Source organism: Alcanivorax sp. IL2, assembly GCF_047495475.1.
GTDB lineage: Bacteria > Pseudomonadota > Gammaproteobacteria > Pseudomonadales > Alcanivoracaceae > Alcanivorax.
The window spans coordinates 883,856-903,123 of sequence record NZ_CP179932.1 but is presented as its reverse complement, the minus strand read 5'-3'; the positions used below and the strand labels follow the sequence as shown (position 1 = coordinate 903,123).

General features: G+C 57.8%; 16 protein-coding genes. 4 read left to right on the top strand and 12 right to left on the bottom strand.

Annotation, left to right across the window (positions count from 1 at the left end):
- Positions 1-197: 197 nt before the first annotated feature.
- Positions 198-797 carry a TetR/AcrR family transcriptional regulator gene (locus tag ACMG4N_RS04205; RefSeq protein WP_297764864.1) on the bottom strand — a complete coding sequence of 200 codons (600 nt, stop codon included), beginning with the start codon at positions 795-797 and terminating at the stop codon, positions 198-200.
- A gap of 139 nt (positions 798-936) precedes the next feature.
- Between ACMG4N_RS04205 and ACMG4N_RS04200 the strand changes: the two genes are divergently transcribed.
- Positions 937-1,947, top strand: coding sequence for an SDR family NAD(P)-dependent oxidoreductase (locus ACMG4N_RS04200; protein WP_414432959.1), 1,011 nt, complete (start codon positions 937-939; stop codon positions 1,945-1,947).
- Between the two features lie 10 nt (positions 1,948-1,957).
- On the opposite strand, the gene ACMG4N_RS04195 is transcribed toward ACMG4N_RS04200, so the two are convergent.
- Both ACMG4N_RS04195 and ACMG4N_RS04190 read right to left on the bottom strand, forming a co-directional pair.
- Positions 1,958-2,857, bottom strand: a complete 900-nt coding sequence (locus ACMG4N_RS04195) for a DMT family transporter (RefSeq protein ID WP_414432958.1) — start codon at positions 2,855-2,857, stop codon at positions 1,958-1,960.
- A 294-nt stretch (positions 2,858-3,151) separates the two neighbouring features.
- A complete protein-coding gene (locus ACMG4N_RS04190; protein ID WP_414432957.1) occupies positions 3,152-4,039 on the bottom strand; it encodes a metal-dependent hydrolase in 888 nt (295 codons plus the stop codon).
- Positions 4,040-4,466: 427 nt separating this feature from the next.
- Here ACMG4N_RS04190 and ACMG4N_RS04185 point away from each other — a divergent pair, with 427 nt between their 5' ends.
- Positions 4,467-6,068: a GMC family oxidoreductase gene (locus ACMG4N_RS04185; RefSeq protein ID WP_414432956.1), complete on the top strand. Its 1,602-nt coding sequence runs from the start codon at positions 4,467-4,469 to the stop codon at positions 6,066-6,068.
- Between the two features lie 58 nt (positions 6,069-6,126).
- Here ACMG4N_RS04185 and ACMG4N_RS04180 read toward each other — a convergent pair whose 3' ends face one another.
- The 4 genes from ACMG4N_RS04180 to ACMG4N_RS04165 form a co-directional block, all read right to left on the bottom strand.
- On the bottom strand, positions 6,127-6,474 hold the full coding sequence (locus tag ACMG4N_RS04180) for a hypothetical protein (protein ID WP_035245456.1): 348 nt from the start codon (positions 6,472-6,474) through the stop codon (positions 6,127-6,129).
- A 148-nt stretch (positions 6,475-6,622) separates the two neighbouring features.
- A complete protein-coding gene (locus ACMG4N_RS04175; RefSeq protein ID WP_414432955.1) occupies positions 6,623-7,813 on the bottom strand; it encodes a zinc-binding dehydrogenase in 1,191 nt (396 codons plus the stop codon).
- Positions 7,814-7,897: 84 nt separating this feature from the next.
- The gene (locus tag ACMG4N_RS04170) at positions 7,898-8,395 is read right to left on the bottom strand and encodes a hypothetical protein (RefSeq protein WP_414432954.1); all 498 of its coding nucleotides are present in this window, start codon (positions 8,393-8,395) and stop codon (positions 7,898-7,900) included.
- A gap of 64 nt (positions 8,396-8,459) precedes the next feature.
- Positions 8,460-9,266: a hypothetical protein gene (locus ACMG4N_RS04165; protein WP_414432953.1), complete on the bottom strand. Its 807-nt coding sequence runs from the start codon at positions 9,264-9,266 to the stop codon at positions 8,460-8,462.
- Between the two features lie 479 nt (positions 9,267-9,745).
- Between ACMG4N_RS04165 and ACMG4N_RS04160 the strand changes: the two genes are divergently transcribed.
- Together ACMG4N_RS04160 and ACMG4N_RS04155 are read left to right on the top strand one after the other, a co-directional pair.
- Entirely contained in the window at positions 9,746-11,068 is a 1,323-nt protein-coding gene (locus tag ACMG4N_RS04160) for an ankyrin repeat domain-containing protein (protein WP_414432952.1), read from the top strand.
- Positions 11,069-11,073: 5 nt separating this feature from the next.
- The gene (locus ACMG4N_RS04155; protein ID WP_414432951.1) at positions 11,074-12,243 is read left to right on the top strand and encodes an ankyrin repeat domain-containing protein; all 1,170 of its coding nucleotides are present in this window, start codon (positions 11,074-11,076) and stop codon (positions 12,241-12,243) included.
- Between the two features lie 194 nt (positions 12,244-12,437).
- Here ACMG4N_RS04155 and ACMG4N_RS04150 read toward each other — a convergent pair whose 3' ends face one another.
- The 5 genes from ACMG4N_RS04150 to ACMG4N_RS04130 all read right to left on the bottom strand — a co-directional run bounded on the left by ACMG4N_RS04150 (position 12,438) and on the right by ACMG4N_RS04130 (position 19,237).
- Positions 12,438-12,842, bottom strand: a complete 405-nt coding sequence (locus ACMG4N_RS04150; RefSeq protein ID WP_414432950.1) for a hypothetical protein — start codon at positions 12,840-12,842, stop codon at positions 12,438-12,440.
- A gap of 121 nt (positions 12,843-12,963) precedes the next feature.
- On the bottom strand, positions 12,964-13,164 hold the full coding sequence (locus tag ACMG4N_RS04145) for a hypothetical protein (protein WP_290519017.1): 201 nt from the start codon (positions 13,162-13,164) through the stop codon (positions 12,964-12,966).
- Positions 13,165-13,498: 334 nt separating this feature from the next.
- The gene (locus ACMG4N_RS04140) at positions 13,499-16,642 is read right to left on the bottom strand and encodes an efflux RND transporter permease subunit (protein WP_414432949.1); all 3,144 of its coding nucleotides are present in this window, start codon (positions 16,640-16,642) and stop codon (positions 13,499-13,501) included.
- Positions 16,643-16,653: 11 nt separating this feature from the next.
- The gene (locus tag ACMG4N_RS04135) at positions 16,654-17,862 is read right to left on the bottom strand and encodes an efflux RND transporter periplasmic adaptor subunit (protein ID WP_232222153.1); all 1,209 of its coding nucleotides are present in this window, start codon (positions 17,860-17,862) and stop codon (positions 16,654-16,656) included.
- Between the two features lie 142 nt (positions 17,863-18,004).
- A complete protein-coding gene (locus tag ACMG4N_RS04130; RefSeq protein WP_035250551.1) occupies positions 18,005-19,237 on the bottom strand; it encodes a TolC family protein in 1,233 nt (410 codons plus the stop codon).
- Positions 19,238-19,268: the final 31 nt, after the last annotated feature.

Here is a 19,268-nt window from a genome sequence, read left to right as displayed (position 1 = left end):
AAGGAAACTGCGATCATGTCCAAGCGTAAAAAACTGAAGAAAGCGATCAAGAACAGCAAATCCAAAATCTCCAAGCAGGAAAACACGCTGAAGAAGTTGAAGAAGAAGCTCAAGAAGCTGTAAGCGCTTCAAGAATCAAGGGCCAGTTCCGCTGGCCCTTCTTGCTCCTGATCCACATCAGACCCTCCCTCCCCGGCTCAATCCTGAATCAACCAGGCAGTCAACTTTGACGCCAAGATATCCAGCACGGCCTCCTGATCCATCCCGGACGGTGCCATCAATACCAGATGCAGCAAGCTTCCTGCGGTTGAAGTCGCCATCAGGTAGAGCGAGTAAGGGTGCACGTTCACCCGATACTGCTGCCGGGTTTTCTGCACGCCGGTCTGCAACACTTCCTGTAATTCTTTCTGCAATTGCCGGGTCGCCGGCAACCGGTGCAGATACGGCACCTGAAACACCAGCACCCGCAACAGCTTGCGCTGCCTGCGCATCAGTGAATACAGCGCGCCCAGAAAATGACGCATGGCCACATGCAGGTCGTTACGGTTATCGGTCAGGTCCAGGCGGTTTTGCAGCAGGGACGTGGTTTCCGACAGCAGCTCTTCCGTAAGGCGTGCCACCACGGCTTCCTTGCCAGGGAAATACTCATATACCGAACCGATGCTGACCCCGGCTACCTCGGCGATCGCATTGGTGCTCAGCCCCGCATAACCATGACGCTCCATAATCCGAGCACAGGCGCCCACCATGGCGGCCACCGATGCCTTCGAGCGCACCTGCTTCGGTTCTTTTTTCATTTTAAAATCAGTAGCTTGCCACTTTCCTGTGCGCATGATTGACGGGCCTGTTCCAGTCAGCAAATCCGAGTTTTTCCGAGTATATGCTCAGATTAGAATGACTGCACGAATACCCCTTAGCGCAAGTCGTGAGACCCGTATGAGCAACGATATCCAGTTCAGACGCCCCAAAGTCAGCACCTACTTCAGCCGCTTCCGTCATCACTGGGCCTGGAACGCCAAAAGCCTGTTGGCGCCGAGGCAGGCCCTGCGAGACCGTGTGCAAGGCAAGGTGGTGCTGCTCACCGGTGCCAGTTCCGGCATTGGCGAAGGCGTGGCCGAGAAACTGGCCGATGCTGGTGCCACCCTGTTACTGGTGGCGCGCAATGCAGAAAAACTGGAAGCCATTGCCAGCAAAATAAAAAAACGTGGCGGCAAAGCCTGCATTTATCCTGGCGACCTGACCGACCTGGAAGAGTGCGACCGCATCTGCCAGCAGGCTCTGGCGGATCATGGGCGGGTAGATATTCTGATCAACAACGCCGGCCGCTCCATTCGCCGCTCGATCAAATTTACGGTGAACCGTTTCCATGATTACGAGCGCACCATGCAGCTCAATTATTTTGCGGCTTTGCGTCTGGCCATGAACCTGTTACCGGGTATGGAAGCCCGCGATGAAGGCCACATCATCAATGTGTCCACCATGGGCGTGCAGGCCAACCCGGCCCGCTTTTCCGCCTACCTGGGTTCCAAGTGGGCACTGGAAGGCTGGACCTGGGTCGCTGCCAATGAATATGCCCATACCAACCTGCGCTTTTCTTCCATCAACTATCCGCTGGTGCGCACGCCAATGATTGCGCCCACCAAAATCTATGACTACCTGCCGGTCATGTCGCCGGATACGGCGGTGAACTGGTTGCTGGATGTGATCATCACCCAGAACAAACGCAAGCTGGGCATCTTCGGCAAGGGCGCCCTGGCCATGTATTACCTGCTGCCAAAGACCTCGGAATCCATCGTCAACCTGAGCTATCAGAGCCTGTTTGAAACACCGCCAGCAGATTATCTGTCGCGCAAGGATCGCTCTGCAGACGACCACGCCATAGCAGACAGGGACAACGACAGAAAGGTGGCGCCGTTTCGTACCAGAGAAAACAAGCACCGGGCCTAAGCCCGTCTGCTCAGTGAACCCCCCAGCGGGCCGGGAGGCGGCCCGGACCGGAATACACGCTCAGTGCCGTCACCGCCACCAGTATTAATATGATGCCAAGCACCTGAGAGCCGGCCAGGCTCTCATGCAATATCCACACACCGAATAACGACGCGGTCACCGGCTCAACCATGGCCACGATAGACGCCACGGCTGGAGCCACATTCCTGAGACCGACCACATAAAGCACAAACGATAACCCGGCGCCCAGAACACCCAGACCGACAAATAGTGGCCAATCCGATGAATTGGCGGCAGCCATAATCTGCCCCACATCCGCTGGCCACACCAGCATCATGACCAGTACTGAAAATGCGATGAACAGAATCGCCTGGGGGCTGCCATGGGGTGCGGCATACTTGAATCCGAAAATGAATACGGCATAGCAGACCCCGGCCAACAAACCGGCTGCAACACCGATCGCCGTCACCCCTTGCGCCTCCATGTCATAAACGCGGGTAAGCAAAACGATACCCAGCATCACCACCGCAATGGCGGTCCACTTCATTACAGAGGGTTGCTCAAGTCTCAAGGCAAACGACACCAGGTAGACGAATACCGGGGCGCAATACATCAGCGTGGCTGCCACCGCCACACTGCCCTGGGAAATGCTGAGAAAATAGAATGCGAAATTACCCGCCACACCCAGACCGGCAACCACAGACCAGCACCATAGCCGCTGGCTCGTCAGGCCATGGCCTACCGGCTGCAACATCAGCCAGATCAGCACGAGGACCAAGCCAATCGCGCCCCGGTAGAACGACACCAGGTACGCCCCCCAGCCTTCGGTCATCAGCATCCCGCCGATGCCACCTGACAGCCCCCAGCACAGGGCCGCCAAAACTACCAACGCTGTGCTCACGCGCGCCATCTGCACTCCCGCCTGCCCGGCACCCCACAAGGCGCGCCAGGCGACAACGAACGAACCAACACGCAAGCCGCATTCTCATGGGCTCTCATCTGTCACTGAAACGCAGATTTTTTCTGTATGCAACATCCGCGCAAAGCGCCGCAGGAAGGAAAGAAGGAAGGAAACAGCACGCCGCATTATCATCACCGGGCTACTGAAACGTGATCACCGGTGAGAAACGGGAAGGTCAGAGGTCGGCTGGCAACCCGGTCATGCAGACCAGGATGCCAGCCTTGAAGGAACAAAGGGGGAATATCAGGCGGAGGCAGCCACTTCCTGCTCAGCCAAAAAACTGTCGATCTGCAGCAGCAACTCACGGTTGTCGTGATCCCAGGGATGGAAACCCGGGCGGAAGTAGTCCAGGTAGTTGCCAATCTGCTTACGCAGCATGCCGATATCACCGAAGGTGTAATGGAAAAACTTCTGCCAGCCCTTCCAGTCCGTCAGCTTGCCCTGCTCGCGCAACACTTCAAGGAAGACCGGAATCACCAGCCCCCAGAACACCACCGTCGCCAGACCCAGCCCGAAACAGCGCAGCCCGTAGGCTCCCACGCCTTTACCCATGACCGCCGTCCAGACATCAAAGGCCACCGCCTTGTGCTCGGTTTCTTCCAGCGCATGCCAACGCCACAACGCGGCATAGGCCGGGTCGGCCCCTTCCACCACGCGAGGATCACTCAACACGCTATCCGCGAGCAGGCCGGTGAAATGCTCCAGGGCAATAGTGCCACTCAGGGACACCGGCGCACTGTACTTATTGAAGGTCTTGAGTACGCCTTCCACAAAACGCTCGAATTTGGGCGCCACCGAAGACACCGCAAACAGGGCATCGTTATATTCTTCATGCTCCCGGCCATGCATGGCCTCCTGACCGATGAACGCGGTCACCGCCTTCTTCAGCTCGGGATCGGTGATCTGATCCCGGTAGGCGCGCACACTGTCGATAAAAAAGCGCTCACCCACTGGCAGGATGGTGGAGAAGGTGTTCAGAAACGCCGTCAGCACGGGCCCGCCCGGAGTGTGCCAATCTGAAATCCGTTTGGGATCCACGTTAAACCGGATACTCCTTCGCGTCGGCACCAACATGGGCTTTACGCGGGTATTATCTGTTACCAGACGTAGCGCTGCAGACAGCTTATTCATTGTAATCTCCAGTCATAATAATGCCCTCGGGCACACTGATCGCATGCCGGGAAAACAGGCGCCTCATCTAAACATACGCAGTGACCCTTGGCACGATGCTAAAACTTGCATCGCGAAAGCTATTACTCATCAGGCACCAGTAGCCGTTAAAGCCGCGTGAGGCCTGATTCAGCAGGCCGAAAATCAGCATTGGCAATGGCCTAATCAGGGTGATTTTTTTACTGTCTGGGTTTGTATGGAAAAGGTCTCAGGAGCGCCCTGTCGGTCACACAAACAGTACTTACCACCATAAAAACCCGGTGATAATCTGTTTCACTGACGTTGTGATGGATATCGGCACCAGCCCCCCCACCAGCGAACGCTTGCCGGAGCCAATGCCTCTGCCGAGCCTCACCGGCAATAACAGACAAGAAAAAGGGACCCAGCCATGGAAAACGACTTTGACTATCTCATTATCGGTGGGGGATCCGCAGGGTGCGCCCTGGCCGGGCGACTGAGTGAAGACCCTGATACCCGCGTCTGTCTGCTGGAGGCCGGGGGCCAGGGTGATGGGCTGCTGGTCAATGTGCCCTCCGGCGCCGTGGCCATGCTCTCCAAACCCATCAACAACTGGGTCATGGAAACTGTGCCGCAGAAAGGCCTGAACGGCCGCCAGGGCTTCCAGCCCCGCGGCAAGTGCCTGGGCGGATCGTCAGCCATCAATGCCATGGTGTATATCCGTGGCCACCGCGAGGACTACGACCACTGGGCCGCACTGGGTAATGATGGCTGGTCCTACAACGATGTACTGCCCTACTTCCGGCTCAATGAACACAACGAGCGTCTCGATAACGAATACCACGGCACCGACGGACCACTCTGGGTCAGCGACAGCCGCACCGGCAACCCCTTCCAGGATTACTTCCTGGATGCCGCCAGAGAATGTGACATCCCCATCACCGACGATTTCAACGGCGCCGAGCAGGAAGGCGCCGGTGTCTTTCAGGTCACTCAGAAGGATGGCGAGCGTTGGAGTAGCGCACTGGCTTACCTGTTCCCCCATATGGATCGCAGCAACCTGACCGTGGAAACCAATGCCCAGGTTCAGCGTATTGTCTTCGAAGGCAAACGTGCCGTCGGCGTGGAATTCAAGCAAGGCAAACAGGTACGTACCGTGAAGGCCAACAAGGAAGTGCTGTTGTCGGCCGGGGCCTTCCAGTCACCCCAGCTTCTGATGCTCTCCGGTGTCGGCGACTCCGACGAACTGAAAAAACATGGCATACCCGTGGTCCACCATCTGCCCGGCGTGGGCAAGAACCTGCAGGATCACCCGGATTTCATTTTCGGCTACACCACTGACAGCCCGGCCACCTTTGGCTTGTCGCCGGGGGGCATGTGGCGTGCCATGATGGCCATGGGCACCTACCGCAAGGAACGGCGCGGACTATGGACGTCCAATTTTGCGGAAGCCGGTGCCTTCCTGAAAACACAGCCGGATCTCTCTGCGCCAGACCTGCAGCTGCACATGGTCACCGCCCTGGTGGATGATCACGGCCGCAAAATGCATTTCACCCAGGGCTACTCCTGCCACGTTTGCCTGCTGCGCCCCCGTAGCCGCGGCAGTGTGCAACTGGCCAGCGCCAACCCGGACGATCTGCCCCTGATCGACCCGGCGTTCCTGGAAGATCCTCAGGATCTGGAAGACATGGTGCAGGGATACAAGATCACGCAGAAAATCATGGAAGCGCCGTCACTCAAACGGTGGATGAAAAAAGACATGTTCACCGCAAACGTGAAAACGGACGACGACATCCGCGACGTGATCCGCCAACGCGCTGATACCGTTTACCACCCGGTGGGTTCCTGCAAGATGGGCACCGATGAACACGCCGTGGTCGACCCGCAATTACGCGTTCACGGCGTGGAAGGCCTGCGCGTCATCGATGCGTCCATCATGCCCACTCTGATCGGCGGCAACACCAATGCGCCGGCAATGATGATTGCGGAAAAAGCAGTGGATATGATTCGGGGCAACAGCCGGGTGGCTTAGGCTTAGCCCCGATCAAACCGACAAGGCAGCCGCATTCTCATGCCACCGAGATACCCGCTCATGAATGAGCGGGCATATGCCTGCCAAGCAGCATTTTCCGGACATCCCCGTTTGTCTGCACACTGAGCACCAGCAGATAGCAGGAGAGGAACAGAGCTCCCCCGAAAAACGCGCACAGCGCCAGCCCGATCCCGGAAAGGGATATCCCCTGCCGCCACAGCACCCAGAGTGCCGAAAGCGCCAGCATGAACATGAAATCCAGGTTGAATTGGCCGGGCCACTCTATCGCCGCCATATCGGCGAAGAAGACCGTCAGCAAATTCATTCCGTGATTCCCCACCACAACCGCGGTGTACGCGGACAGAATCACGAGCATGGCGACAAGCAAACTGCGAAAAAAGATCATGAACCTCACCTCCCAGACGCCGAGAAAACGATGATTTTATCGGTTTTACGCTGGTATACCATTACCTGTGAGGTAATGGCACAGATTGCTTGCCCCCCGCCCTATTGCCTATGGAAGGGGGTAACGGATCGTGGCCCTCGCTGATGATTCACAGTTGGCCCGGATCAATCAGGATCTTGGCGTGCTGCTCCGGATTACCCAACGCGGCAAAGGCGTCGTCTACTCCGGACAATCCCACCGTGCCGGTAATCATCGGCCCCACATTCACTTTGCCTTCGGCAATCATGTGTAACGCATCGCGGAATTCGATGGGCATGTAGCCCAGGGTAAAACGCAGATCGATTTCCTTGTTGATGGCATTCACCGGGAAAAAGTGGTCCCGCTTCATGCAGACGCCCACCACTACAATGCAGGAACGCAACGGCGCATCCGCGACGATGCTCTCGATCATCCCAGGAATACCGACGCACTCGAAAATCACCGGCCGCTTCGGATTGGTCACCCCGGCCACTTCCGCCGCTCGCCACAGGGGCTCCCAGGGCAACGGCGTCATGCGCAGCATCGCCATGCCATCCAGGGCCATGTCGAACAGCTGCGGTGCGTTCACCACAAACCCCCGTTTCTCCAGGCCTTCATAAGGACTGCCTTGTGACGGGTCTACCACCACATGAGCCCCCATGGCCTTGGCCAGGTTGCGCCGCGTCGGCGAGTAATCGCTGGCAACGATATGACGCACCCCCTTGGCCTTGAGCATGGCAATCACGCCCAGACCGATCGGCCCACAACCGATCACAATCGCCGTGTCACGACGGCGGATCTCGGACCGATTCACCGCATGCAGAGACACCGCCATGGGTTCGGTCAAAGCAGCGTGGTCATCAGAAATGCCGTTGGTTACCGGAAAGGCCAGCGACTCTTCCACCAGCACACGCTCGGCATAGGCGCCGGGCGCCTGAGTAGACAAACCTGTCAGGTGTGCCACCCCGTTATTGCGACGCATGGGCATGGCCACAACACGTTTTCCTGGCTTCCAGCGACGGTGCGTTTTTGCACCGTAGTCTGCAATCTCCCCCACAAACTCATGCCCCAGCACCACATGCTCATGACTGCGCATGATATGCGGATAGCCAACGCGCTCGGTGGCCTCCGCCAGCTCATCCGCATGATGCCGGGCATGCAGGTCCGACCCGCAGATACCACAGCGCAACACGTTCAGCAGGATCTGGCCCTTGCCGGGCTCCGGCTCAGCCACATCCTGAACCTGAAAATCTCCGTGATGACAGACAACCGCTTTCATGGCCTCTCCTTCGGGCAGGGATTGATCTTGGGCTTGACTCATGGTTCCACCGGGAAGATCAGGAAGACAGGTCGGGGGGAGCCAATAACCTGTTTATCCGGAAAGCACCTCAATGCAATAGCCTTGCTAGACCACCCCAAAAAGGGATGCCAGCGGAGACAGTGCCGCCGGGCCGAGAAGGAACCAAAGCACCAGACACATGAACGATTCACGAATCCAGTTGCTCCAGTAAGACCAGCGGTCAGAAGACCGGTTTACCACTCGAGCTTTCCAAACAACCAACGCAGGCTCAATGCCTGCATTGTTAAGGAAATTAAAACGGCGAGTCATACAGCCTGACCGGTGCGCGATCCCCAGGCGCGCCAGCCAGAAAACGGGAATCAGGATGATGACTGACCGCCCGATGGCTTCCCCTAATGGCACTACCAAAGAAAGCATCAAAATAAAGAAACCTGACAAACCGACAGTCAGACCCCAGGTTTTGCCCAGCCCCGTGTTCACCGAATCCACTGCGCCGCTGTTGTCCATTACCTCACTACCCCATTTCGTCTCCCGCGCTGCCCCACCCTTCAGCATGGACCAAGAAACTTTTTCAATCGGTGAATCCAGTAAAGCACTGGCCATAGCCCCGGACAACGTCAAGAACAAAAGAAAGACAGGCTGCCCTGCATTTACCGGATTCCCCTTTTTATCGTCTATTCCATTTCAGAAAAATAAGCGTCAGCTTCAAATTTTCCAGCTCTTCCAGGCAGTAACTATCACGCCCCGGGGCGGGGTTTTCCACGCTGACCAGAACTGCATGGTAAGGGTCGGGAGCAATCCATTCCTCGGTGGCGAAGGTGTCAGCCAGTCTCGCCACTTCCCGGTCACTCAACGTATAAACAAAGTTAGGCGCGCTTCCATGCCTCCCCTGGGTGAATTGTCCGGCAGCGGAGAGCCGCTCATGGTATTCACGAAAGCTCAGATGTTCATCATCAATGATGGCCGAGGGGGCCTCTATCCCACTGTGGGGTGTGCCATCCTCCATTGTCGGCACGACTACCGACGGCGGCGCAAAATTCAGCCAGGCAATAAAGGGAGTGTCGGCCTGGCAATTGGCGTTATCAGTATCAGGGTGCGCCTCGCCACTGAGCGTTACCTTAATCAAGGTACGGGGCTGGCCATCCCGCGTGATTTCGCTTAAATCAAACAACAGCCACGCATGGTGTTCCACGTTCACATCAACCCGGCAGCGCGGTCGAGCGCTTTTGGGAAGATCCGTGCTTTCATAACCGACGACCGCCGCCGTGGGTTCCGTCAGCCCGGGATACGTCTGCCCAGGAAGGCCAGACACATTCACTCCGCAGAGCACATCTATACCTGCCATCTCCCCCTCATCGCGCATGAAAAGCTGCTGGCGAGCGGTAGGCTCCAGATATCTCACTTCATAACTGCGGCCTGGGTGGTGGCAGGCGGACAGTATTATCGCCGTTATCAACAACAGTACGCTTCGCATTGGTCGCTCCTTGTACCCGTTTTCCCCATATCCCTGGGGTTTCCTATCAACCCATGGGAGGCGGATGGAGTCCCCCACGCCCACGGCCTTTCAAGCTACCACCGGTATAGCATCCGGATAGCCAGCCAATCCGTGATGCCTTCCGCTAATTCGGCAAGGCGCCAATGCGGGACATGCATATATTTCTGCAGAACCACAAAAGAGGCCGATGAGGTATACAACGGGAGCCGCACAAAGACAGCAACGTACCCCAAATGAGGGATGCGAATGCCCCGGCACCCTGCCAAACTCGATTTGTAAAATAGCTTTTAATGTCACCATTCAGTGAAAAAGGGGGAGGGGATCCACCGACTGGATGCCATCAGAGGCTTCTGAATCATCAATAGGTTCATCGCAGCGCCGCTGTAGTTCCCGCCTGGGATGGCGGTGTTCAGCCACATTCGATACACAAACCCCAGTCATAAAAACAGGATCAATATATGTACCGCTCTTTCTGTCTGCTGATTTTCATCATGCTGCTTTCCGGCTGTACAAAAGAATGGTTTACCTTGATCCACGACGGGGATTTAGCTGCTGTACAGCAGCGCCTGGACAACGGTGCCGACCCGAATGGCACCGATGCCTACGGCACAACGCATCTTTGCGGGGCCCTCAAGTGGGGCAAAGACGAGCTGGTTTACGCCTTGCTCGAGGCTGGCGCCGATCCAAATCTTCCCAGCCGCAAGTGGCTGACCCCTCTGCATTATGCGGAATCACCGGAGATGGTGACCCTTCTTCTCGAATACGGCGCAGACCCTGAGCAGACTAATGAGCGAGGCTATCAAGCTGCCGACTATGTGGAATTCGACTTGATAAAAATGCGCTCGAAAGCTGCGAAATCCGATGACAGATACTACGTGCAACATATCCCCCGCCTTGAAGCCACACTGCAAGCCTACGGCCGCACACCCATCACCGAAGAACAGTCATGGGAAAAATGGCCAGGCCTGATGGCTCAGTATTACCCGGAGCAGGCGAAATCCCGGGCCATGGAAACGCTCACCGCCAACGGCACCATCGGCATCAAATGGAAGCAGGAAAGCGGCGCCCCGGTAGTGATAGCGCTGGTTCCGCAAGGGCCAGCAGCACGTAGCAAACAGATTCAGGAGGGTGATTTTCTTATCGGTGTGGCGACGAATGGTGGCGATGACATTCTGGATCTGGACGGCCTCAGCCTGGGCGACACCATGGAGCTGATTCGCGGTAAGAAGGGCCACCCGGTGACACTGGTACTGCAGAGAAAGGAAGCCCGCCAGCCCCACCAGGTCACAATGACGCGGGGCAGCATCACTCGTGAACAATGGCAGGCCTTTAATCAAGCACAACAACAAAAAACCATTCAGTCACTGGTGATACAGGACAACAGCGGTCAGTACCTGAGCCCCTACACCTCCGATGGGGTGGTGGCCGAGTGGGTCAACAAGGCCATCAACAACCAGATGGGTAGTGCTACCGGCTCCGCCGTGGGCGGCGCCGCCGGGGCCTACGCAGCCAACAAGGCGCTGGAGAGCGTGCCCGGAGGCAGTTTGATTGGTGGCTTCCTGGGCTCCAAAGCGGGCAAGGCCGTGGGCACCAAGATGGCAGACGATGTCTCTGGCGGTGACACCTACCGCCGCCAGACCTCGGATCTTTCCTTCCACAGCTTACGGGATATGGCCACCTGGTTGAGGGAAGAGCATGGCGACAAGGCTAATTTCGCGGAAGTTAGCAAAGCCGCCAACGCGGTCTATCCAGGATTGCTGGACGCCATTTCTGGTCAGTAACCGGAATGCAAATTTTTAAATATTTCAACTCGCTTTGGGGGAGTTACAGTATGATATTAACGATCAGATTAGCCCGCGCACTGAGGAATGCTCGAATATATTTTACGTTACCCGGCATTCTAATAATTACATGCCTGCATGGACTGTTATCCGGTTGCACTTCATATGCTACATATGAACTGCAAAATGCAGTAATACAGAACGATCTTCCCGCCGTCCAGCAGAGCCTCAGCCAGGGCGGCAACCCCAATGGCAAAGGGCGCACCGGTCTTACTCCCCTGATGTTCGCCTCTTTAAGTCATGCTCCCGAGCGGGAAAAAATAATACGAGCATTACTCGCCGACGGAGCCGATCCCAACAAACCCGTTACGAAAAGCGGCAGAATTCAAGGTCAAACGGCACTGCATATTGCGCGATCTTCTGAAGCGGTTGAGGCGCTACTGGAAAACGGCGCCGACCCCACCCTGCGAGATAAGCAAGGCAGGCTCCCGGCGGACGTGATTGAAATGTATATCGTATGGCGTCGTGACGCACCTGGACTTGAAGAAGCGGTAGCTCAGAGTGAGGCAGCACTGGAAATTCTGGGAAGAAAACCCATGTCCGAGACACAAGCATGGGAACAGCACCCGCAATTGATGGAAGAGCGAAAACAATGGATTGCCAAGCGCGTACAACGTGAAAAGTTGATGCAGCGCGCCAATGAGGCAAAGCCCGCCGTCGCCACAGAAAATACCTCTGAAAGAACGCCCGCGGACACCCCCATCATTCGGAATAACTCCGGTCGCTACCTAAGCCCCTACACCTCAGACGGTGTCGTCGCCGAGTGGGTCAACAAAGCGATCAACAACCAGATGGGCAGCGCTGCTGGTTCCGCTGTAGGCGCCGCGGCCGGCAACTATGCTGCCCAGAGAGCCTTGGAAAACGTTCCCGGCGGTGCATTGATCGGTAGTATCTTCGGCTCTATGGCGGGCAAGACCGCGGGCAACAAGGTGGCCGACGATATCTCTGGCGGTGACGCCTACCGACGCCAAACCTCGGACCTTTCCTTCCACAGCCTAAACGATATGGCTGCCTGGCTCAGAGCAGAACATAGCGACAAGGCCAATTTCGCGGAAGTCACCAAGGCAACCAATGCGGTCTACCCTGGATTGCTGGACGCTATAACGGGGCTGTGAGACTTTCCTTGCCTGCAGATTATGCGTGCTCTATTTTTTCTGCCTTTATGGATAGCCTCAATGAAAGCCTTTCTTGTACTCATGTCAGGATTCATTGAAACCTAAAGCCAGCCATAAGCGGCGCCCTGACAAGGGCGTCCGGTGGAGGGCCAAAGGCCCGGAACAACCTTAATGGCCTTGTTATGTGGCATGCCCTATAGCCCGAGCAACTTTGATGCAATCGAATCAAAATGAATGCCGAGATAGAGCAAAGCGGAAAGATTAGCAAACAAAATCGTTGGAACAAGCCAAAGAACTGCTGCAAGGGAACCTTCGTGTAAGTAGATGAAGACCTGAAACATAAAAAGCCCAAGATAAAGATCTATTCCTATCTGCTTACCCCAGTGAAACTCCGCAATCTTGCGAATGGTACGAAATATGTTTTCCTGAAAACTACAGTAAACGCTATATGCTAGAAATGCTGCGAATGCCACCCAGACGACAAGCTTTAAAATTCCCAAGTTACCAGTGAATGAGAAAATATCAGGATGCCAGTTAAGGTACAGGGCGGCGGTGGCAAATATCGAATAGACCGACCATGAAATCGTGTTCGCCGACATTAGGTGTATCCTCCTGTGTGTGCCACATAACGCCCGGCGCAGCGGGCAAATTGGAGTGAGGAACGAGCGGAAATTTGATCCGCCTGCCGCCGCTTGTTATGTGTAAACACAGAACTCTCAATCATGCCGCTGCCTCATAGAAAAGACCAAAAGCAAACAGAGCCATACTGATTAGTGACACGGCGCGGATATAAGATGCTTTATCTGCGAAATGGCCGAATTCGAAATACCCTAGAAACGTGCCTTCTAGCTTTTCGGCACCGCCAAAAAACGCGGCCCAAACTGAAATCAAGAATCCCGCCAGACAAAGCAACCACATCACTTATTCCCCCGATCACACATAACAGCGTATTAAATTGCAGATGCGATATATCACTTCGCTGTATATCCCAGACCTACCCCACCCGAAGGATCACAGCAAACTGGCTACCGATCAGCAGCTTACCGCAAAATTACGAATCGCTCTCAACAGATTTTTCTTGCACTTGCGTGTTGAACGGGAATTTTTACTCGGACTTTTCTTGCATCCGCTTTTGCTAAAACCAACCTTATCTCAACAACTTACAAAGTTCTGTAAGCCATATCTTACAAATTCAACTTGCGCGCTGATGAAAAACGGGACGCTACCCCCGACCTGGAAGGCCGGGGATATAAGATTATCGCTGTAACCCTGCTACCTTCTCCTTCGAAAACACCCCATAAAGACTCGGCAACACCAACAAGGTCAACGCCGTCGCCGATACCAGCCCACCCACGATCACCACCGCCAGAGGCCGCTGCACTTCACTGCCAACCCCGGTGGCCAGCAACATGGGAATCAGCCCCAGCATGGAAGTGAGCGCGGTCATCAATACCGGGCGCAGGCGGGATACGGCGCCTTCGAAGATCGCGGTCTCCAGCGCTTCGCCATCACGAAGCCGATGATTGATGGCTTCTACCATGACCACACCATTGAGCACCGCCACCCCGAACAGGGTGATAAAGCCCACGGAGCTGGGCACGGACAGGTATTGGCCGCTGATCGCCAGGGCGAGGATGCCGCCGATGAGGGCCAGGGGCACATTGACCAGAATGAGAGCCGCCTGGGCCACGGAACCGAAGGCGAAGTAGAGCAGCAGGGCAATCAGGCCCACGGCCACGGGCACCACCATGGCCAGGCGTTGCTGGGCACGCTGCTGGTTTTCGTATTGGCCGCCGATGTCCACGCTGTAGCCGGCGGGCAGGTCGACGTCGCTGTCGATGGCCTGCTGGATGTCGGCCACTACGGAGCCCATGTCGCGACCAGCCACATTGGCCTGGATAACCACGCGGCGTTGCACGTCATCGCGGCTGATCTGTGGCGGGCCGGAGACCAGGGATACGTCTGCCACATCCATGAGGCGCACCCAGGCACCGTCCGCCGCTTTGAGGCGCAGGTTGCGGATGGCTTCGGCATCCTTGCGGGCGTCTTGCTCCAGGCGCACATAGATGTCGTAGCGCTCGTTGCCATTGATCACCTGCCCGGCGCTGCCGCCGCCCAAGCCGTTGCTGACCAGATCCATGACCTGATCCACGCTCAGGCCGTAGCGGCTGAGGGCGTTGCGGTCCGGGGTGACCACCAGCTGGGCTTCCCCGGCGATCTGTTCCAGTTGCACGTCGGTGGCACCCTCCACTTCCTTGACGGCCTGGGTGATGGCTTCGCCTTTCTCCTGCAGCACGTCGAGATCCGGGCCGAACAGTTTGATGGCGAGCTGGGCCTTTACGCCGGAGAGCAGTTCGTCCACGCGCATGGCGATGGGCTGGGAAAAGTTGAGCAGCAGGCCGGGGTGTTTTTCCAGTTTCTGCTGAATCTTTTCCTGTAGCTCAAGGCGATTGCTGGCGCTCTCCCATTCATCTACAGGCTTGAGACCGATATAGATTTCCACGTTGCTCACCGGTTCCGGGTCGCCACCGATTTCGGCACGCCCTACCCGGCTGAGCGCGTAGGTGACTTCCGGGAAGGCCATGATTTCCTTCTCCAGTTTTTTCCCCACGTCCAACGCAGTATCAAGGCTGGAGGACGGCGCCAGCGTCACACGTAACGCCAACGTCCCCTCTTCCAGTACGGGCACGAATTCAGTGCCAATAAACGGCGTGGTAGCCAGCGCCAGGGCAAACAAACCCACCGCTCCACCGACCACCACTTTACGGGCCTGCATGGCTTTGCCCAGCAGGGTGCGATAGCGGGCTTCCAGCCACTGCATCAGTTTGTTGGGTTTTTCTTCCACGCCATTACGGAACAGGAACCCGGCCAGTGCCGGCACCACGATCAGCGCCACCAGTACGGCGGCGGTCATGGCAAGCATGATGCTGATAGCCATGGGCACGAACATCTTCGCTTCCACCCCCTCGAAGGCGAACAGGGGCAGGAACACCACCAGGATAATGCTGGCGGCAAAGAACACCGGCCGCGCCACTTCCTGGGCGGCGTCTTTGACTCTCAAGGCAATGCCGCCCTGTGAGTCGTGACTGCCCTCTTTCTGACTCAGGTGTTTAAAGATGTTTTCGACCATCACCACGGAGCCATCCACCAGCATGCCGATGGCCACGGCCAGGCCACCCAGCGACATCAGGTTGGCGGACATGCCCAGGCTTGCCATCGCCAACAAGGCCAGGCCGATGGAGAGCGGAATGGACAGCAGCACCAACGCGGTGGCGCGCAGGTTCATCAGGAAAAGAGCCAGCACGATGACGATAAACACGAAGGCCAGCAGCAAGGCGGTGACCACGGTGCTCACCGCTTTTTCCACCAGATCCGCCTGATCGTAGAACACCTCGAACTGCACACCGTCCGGCAGGGCCTGCTGGATGCGCGCTTCGCGGGCCTTGATGCCATCGATGGTGGCCTTGGTATTGGCGCCCATGCGCTTGAGCACGATGCCGGCCACCACTTCGCCCAGGGCTTCCGGTTCGCCGTTGGCATCGCGGCGGGTCATGGTGAGGGCGCCCTGACGAATCTCGCCGCCGAACTCCACCTTGGCCACATCTCTGACGCGCACCTGGGTGCCGTCCACTTCCTTGAGGGGAATGGCGGCGATATCACCGAGCCCTTGCTCACCGCTGCCTACCCAGCCCATGCCACGAATTACCAATTGCTCGGCGCCGCGATCCAGATACCAGCCACCGGCGTTGCGGTTGTTGGCGGCGATGGCGTCCATGACCTGTTGCAGTGACAAGTCGTAGGCCAGCAAACGGGTGGGGTTAACGTTGACCTGATACTGGCGCACTTCACCGCCATAGCTGAGCACATCGGTGACGCCGCCCACCGGCATCAGCAACAGTTTCACCACCCAGTCGTTGAGGCTGCGCAACTGCATGGCATCCACATTGGAGCCCGGCTCGGCGGTGAGCAGGTATTGATACACTTGGCCCAGGCCGGAAGTGTTGGGGCCCATTTCCGGGGTACCGACGCCGTCGGGGATATCTTCCCGTGCCGCCTGCAAGCGTTCGAACACCAGCTGGCGGGCGAAGTAGATATCCGTGCCTTCCTCGAACACCACGGTAACGATGGACAGGCCGGTCTTGGAGATGGAGCGCACCTCGGCCACCTGGGGCAACGCGTACATGACCGCCTCGATGGGATAGGTGATCAGTTGCTCCACTTCTTCCGCAGCCAGGCCTTCGGCTTCGGTGTTCACCTGTACCTGGACGTTGGTCACGTCCGGGAAGGCATCCAGTTTCAGGTTGGGGAGTTGCCAGCCGATCACGCCGATGGTGATGATCAGTAGTAGCAAGACAATGAGGCGGTTGTTCACCGCCCAATCGACAAGTCGATTAAACATGACGGTGATCCTCAGTGATTGTGAATATCGAAACCGGACTTGGCCATTTCACTGGCCAGGAAAAAGGCACCACGGGTGACCACGCGTGTGCCCGGTTTCATGCCAGTGACGATGCGGCGGTTTTCCAGTTGGCCGTTGAGTTGGATTTCCACGGGTTTGTAGTAACCCGGCTCTTCTTCCACGAACAGTTGCCAGTCGCCATCGGCGCTTCGAGTGAGCGCCTCTTCGGGCACGGTGAGCGCATTGTTGGGAGCAGCCAACGACAACGCCACATCGGCGAACATGCCCGGGTGCAACAGGTGGCCGGCATTGGGGATGGCCACGCGTACGGACAGGGTGCGGGTGACCGGGTTCAGGCGGTGGCCGGATTGGATCACTTGGCCGTCCACGGTGGTGTCACCCACAATGACCCGCGCCGGGGTGCCGGTGGCGATCTGCAGACCCGGCGTGGGAGGCAGCGCCGCTTCTGCCCACAGTTCGGATTCATCCACCAGGGTCACCAGGGCGCTGCCGGCGGTGAGCCACTGGCCTTGCTGAAAAGCATCTTCCAGCACCAGGCCGTCATCCGGGGCGGTGAGAGTGTAGACGCCCTTTTCGCTTTTGCCGGCTTCGATGGCAGCGATGGCTTCGTTATCCAGGCCATAGCCTTTAGCGCGGGCGCGCAGGGCCTGATAGTCGCCACGGGCATCCAGGTAACGCTGGTTGCCCACGGTGCGACGGCCCAGATTGTTGACCCGCCGCCAGGCATCGGCGGCCACCTGCAAATCACTTTGCAATTGCGCCATGGCCGGGCTGAACAGGGTGGCGATGGGCTCGCCCTTTTCCATGTGCTGACCCAGGGTAGCGCTGCGCGATTGCACCTGGGAGTCGATGCGTACCGGTACTACCCAGGTGCGATACTGGTTGCTGATAATTTCTGCCGGGACGGTCAGGGTCCGGGTGGCGTTGGGTTCCGGCTGCAGGGTGATGACCTGCAGGTTCAGCATGTTCTGCTGTTCGGTGGTTAGCTCCAGGACCGTTTCTTCCTCATGGGTATCTTCGGAGGCATCACCGTGGTCATGGCTATCGTGGCCGGCATTGTCGTCCGGTGCCAGTTGCTGGGCATGCTGCTGTGTTTCGTTGCTTTCGTTGTGGGCATGGGCGTGGTTTTCTTCGCCCCAGGCGGGGAGAGATAACGTCGCCAGCAGCGCTATCGCCAATGGCTTTTTCTGAAGTTTCATTTTGATTTTCATAAAATTTCCAATTTTTTTGTAGGAGCGCCGTTAAGGGCGCGAAGAAGTTGGCACCGCTTGTCGCAGAAACCATTCGCGCCTCAAGTGGCGCTCCTACAGCAATTGTTAAGGTCAGTCGTAACCTGATGGATTAGTTCGCCAGCTGATTCAGCCAGTCGTTGAGCTGGGCACTTTCCCGGAGCCATCGGACCCAAGCCTGTTGCATGGCTTCGCGCAGGGCGATACCGGACAGGCGGGTATCGAGACGCTGGTTAAGGGCCTGCAGGTAGTTCTGGGTGGTGAGCTCGCCTTGTTGCCAGACCCTTTCCAGCAGTGCGTCGCTGCGGGCCAGGGTGTCGCCGGTCAGTTGCTGCCAGGTTTGCCAGCGCTCACGACGCTGCTGGTAATCGCGCAGGGCACCGTCCAGGCGGGCGGCGATATCGGCGCGGGTTTTCTCCAGCAGGGCACGGCGGGCGTCGCTGTCGGCCAAGGCGGCCTGGTAGCCGGCTTTGCCGGTATTGAACAGTTTCAGGGGCAGGCTGATGTCCACGCCCCACAGGTTATCGTCGCCTTCCTTGCCGACACTGACACCCAGGGTGGGATCGGCCCGGCGCTGCCGGCCCGCCACGGTGGCGTCCTGCTCGGCCAGCGCCAGCTGCTGCTGGGCCAGACGCAGATCGAAGCTGGCCGGCAAGCGTTGTGAGGCATCGGTACTGACGGCAACCGCCTGCCAATGGCGAGCCGCCGGTAGAGGTTGGCCCGGCTGGGCACTGGCCAACACCTGCCGCAGCCGGGTGGCGGCAGCGGTGGCGTCACTTTCCGCTTGCGCCAGGGTCTGCTGGGCCTGGGCCAGCGATAGCCAGGCCAGCTGTGCATCCACCTGCCCCAGGTCACCGGCCTGTTCGCGGCGGCGTATCAGCTCGCTGAGTGCAGACAGCTGCTGTTCCTGTTGTCGGGTGGCCGCCAGGCGGGTACGGGCGGCATCGAATGCCACCAGGGCATTGAGGCTGTCGGCCAGCAGGCTGGCGCGGGCCTTATCGGCGCGCAGTTGTGCCAGGGTGTCGCGTACCACTACCGCATCGCGGCGGGCGCGGGCCTTGCCGGACCAGTCCAGGGTCTGGCTGAGGCCCACGGTTCTGGTGGTGTCGGCACTGTCTTCATAGCCGATGTTCAGTTCCGGGTTATAGAGCGGCTGGGCCGCATCGCGGTTTTCCGCCATCCAGCGCTCCTGCTCGGCATTGATGGCCCGACTGGCGGGCAGGCGGTTGAGTTGTTGCTGCAGCCAGCCGGCCCACTGGCCGGGGGGTGTTTCTGCCTGCGCGCCGGTGGCGCATAGCAGCAGTAGCAGTGCGCAACGGCGCACTACTGCGGACAGACTTTCCATGGGAAAGCTCCTGATCGATTATCCGAAATCT

Coding starts and splice junctions, on each gene's coding strand:
- ACMG4N_RS04190 (WP_414432957.1), bottom strand. CDS start 4,039: ATGAATAAGCTGTCTGCAGCGCTACGTCTGGTAACAGATAATACCCGC.
- ACMG4N_RS04185 (WP_414432956.1), top strand. CDS start 4,467: ATGGAAAACGACTTTGACTATCTCATTATCGGTGGGGGATCCGCAGGG.
- ACMG4N_RS04140 (WP_414432949.1), bottom strand. CDS start 16,642: ATGTTTAATCGACTTGTCGATTGGGCGGTGAACAACCGCCTCATTGTC.
- ACMG4N_RS04165 (WP_414432953.1), bottom strand. CDS start 9,266: ATGCGAAGCGTACTGTTGTTGATAACGGCGATAATACTGTCCGCCTGC.
- ACMG4N_RS04180 (WP_035245456.1), bottom strand. CDS start 6,474: ATGATCTTTTTTCGCAGTTTGCTTGTCGCCATGCTCGTGATTCTGTCC.
- ACMG4N_RS04175 (WP_414432955.1), bottom strand. CDS start 7,813: ATGAGTCAAGCCCAAGATCAATCCCTGCCCGAAGGAGAGGCCATGAAA.
- ACMG4N_RS04155 (WP_414432951.1), top strand. CDS start 11,074: ATGCAAATTTTTAAATATTTCAACTCGCTTTGGGGGAGTTACAGTATG.
- ACMG4N_RS04200 (WP_414432959.1), top strand. CDS start 937: ATGAGCAACGATATCCAGTTCAGACGCCCCAAAGTCAGCACCTACTTC.
- ACMG4N_RS04135 (WP_232222153.1), bottom strand. CDS start 17,862: ATGAAACTTCAGAAAAAGCCATTGGCGATAGCGCTGCTGGCGACGTTA.
- ACMG4N_RS04160 (WP_414432952.1), top strand. CDS start 9,746: ATGTACCGCTCTTTCTGTCTGCTGATTTTCATCATGCTGCTTTCCGGC.
- ACMG4N_RS04150 (WP_414432950.1), bottom strand. CDS start 12,842: ATGTCGGCGAACACGATTTCATGGTCGGTCTATTCGATATTTGCCACC.
- ACMG4N_RS04195 (WP_414432958.1), bottom strand. CDS start 2,857: ATGGCGCGCGTGAGCACAGCGTTGGTAGTTTTGGCGGCCCTGTGCTGG.
- ACMG4N_RS04170 (WP_414432954.1), bottom strand. CDS start 8,395: ATGGCCAGTGCTTTACTGGATTCACCGATTGAAAAAGTTTCTTGGTCC.
- ACMG4N_RS04205 (WP_297764864.1), bottom strand. CDS start 797: ATGAAAAAAGAACCGAAGCAGGTGCGCTCGAAGGCATCGGTGGCCGCC.
- ACMG4N_RS04130 (WP_035250551.1), bottom strand. CDS start 19,237: ATGGAAAGTCTGTCCGCAGTAGTGCGCCGTTGCGCACTGCTACTGCTG.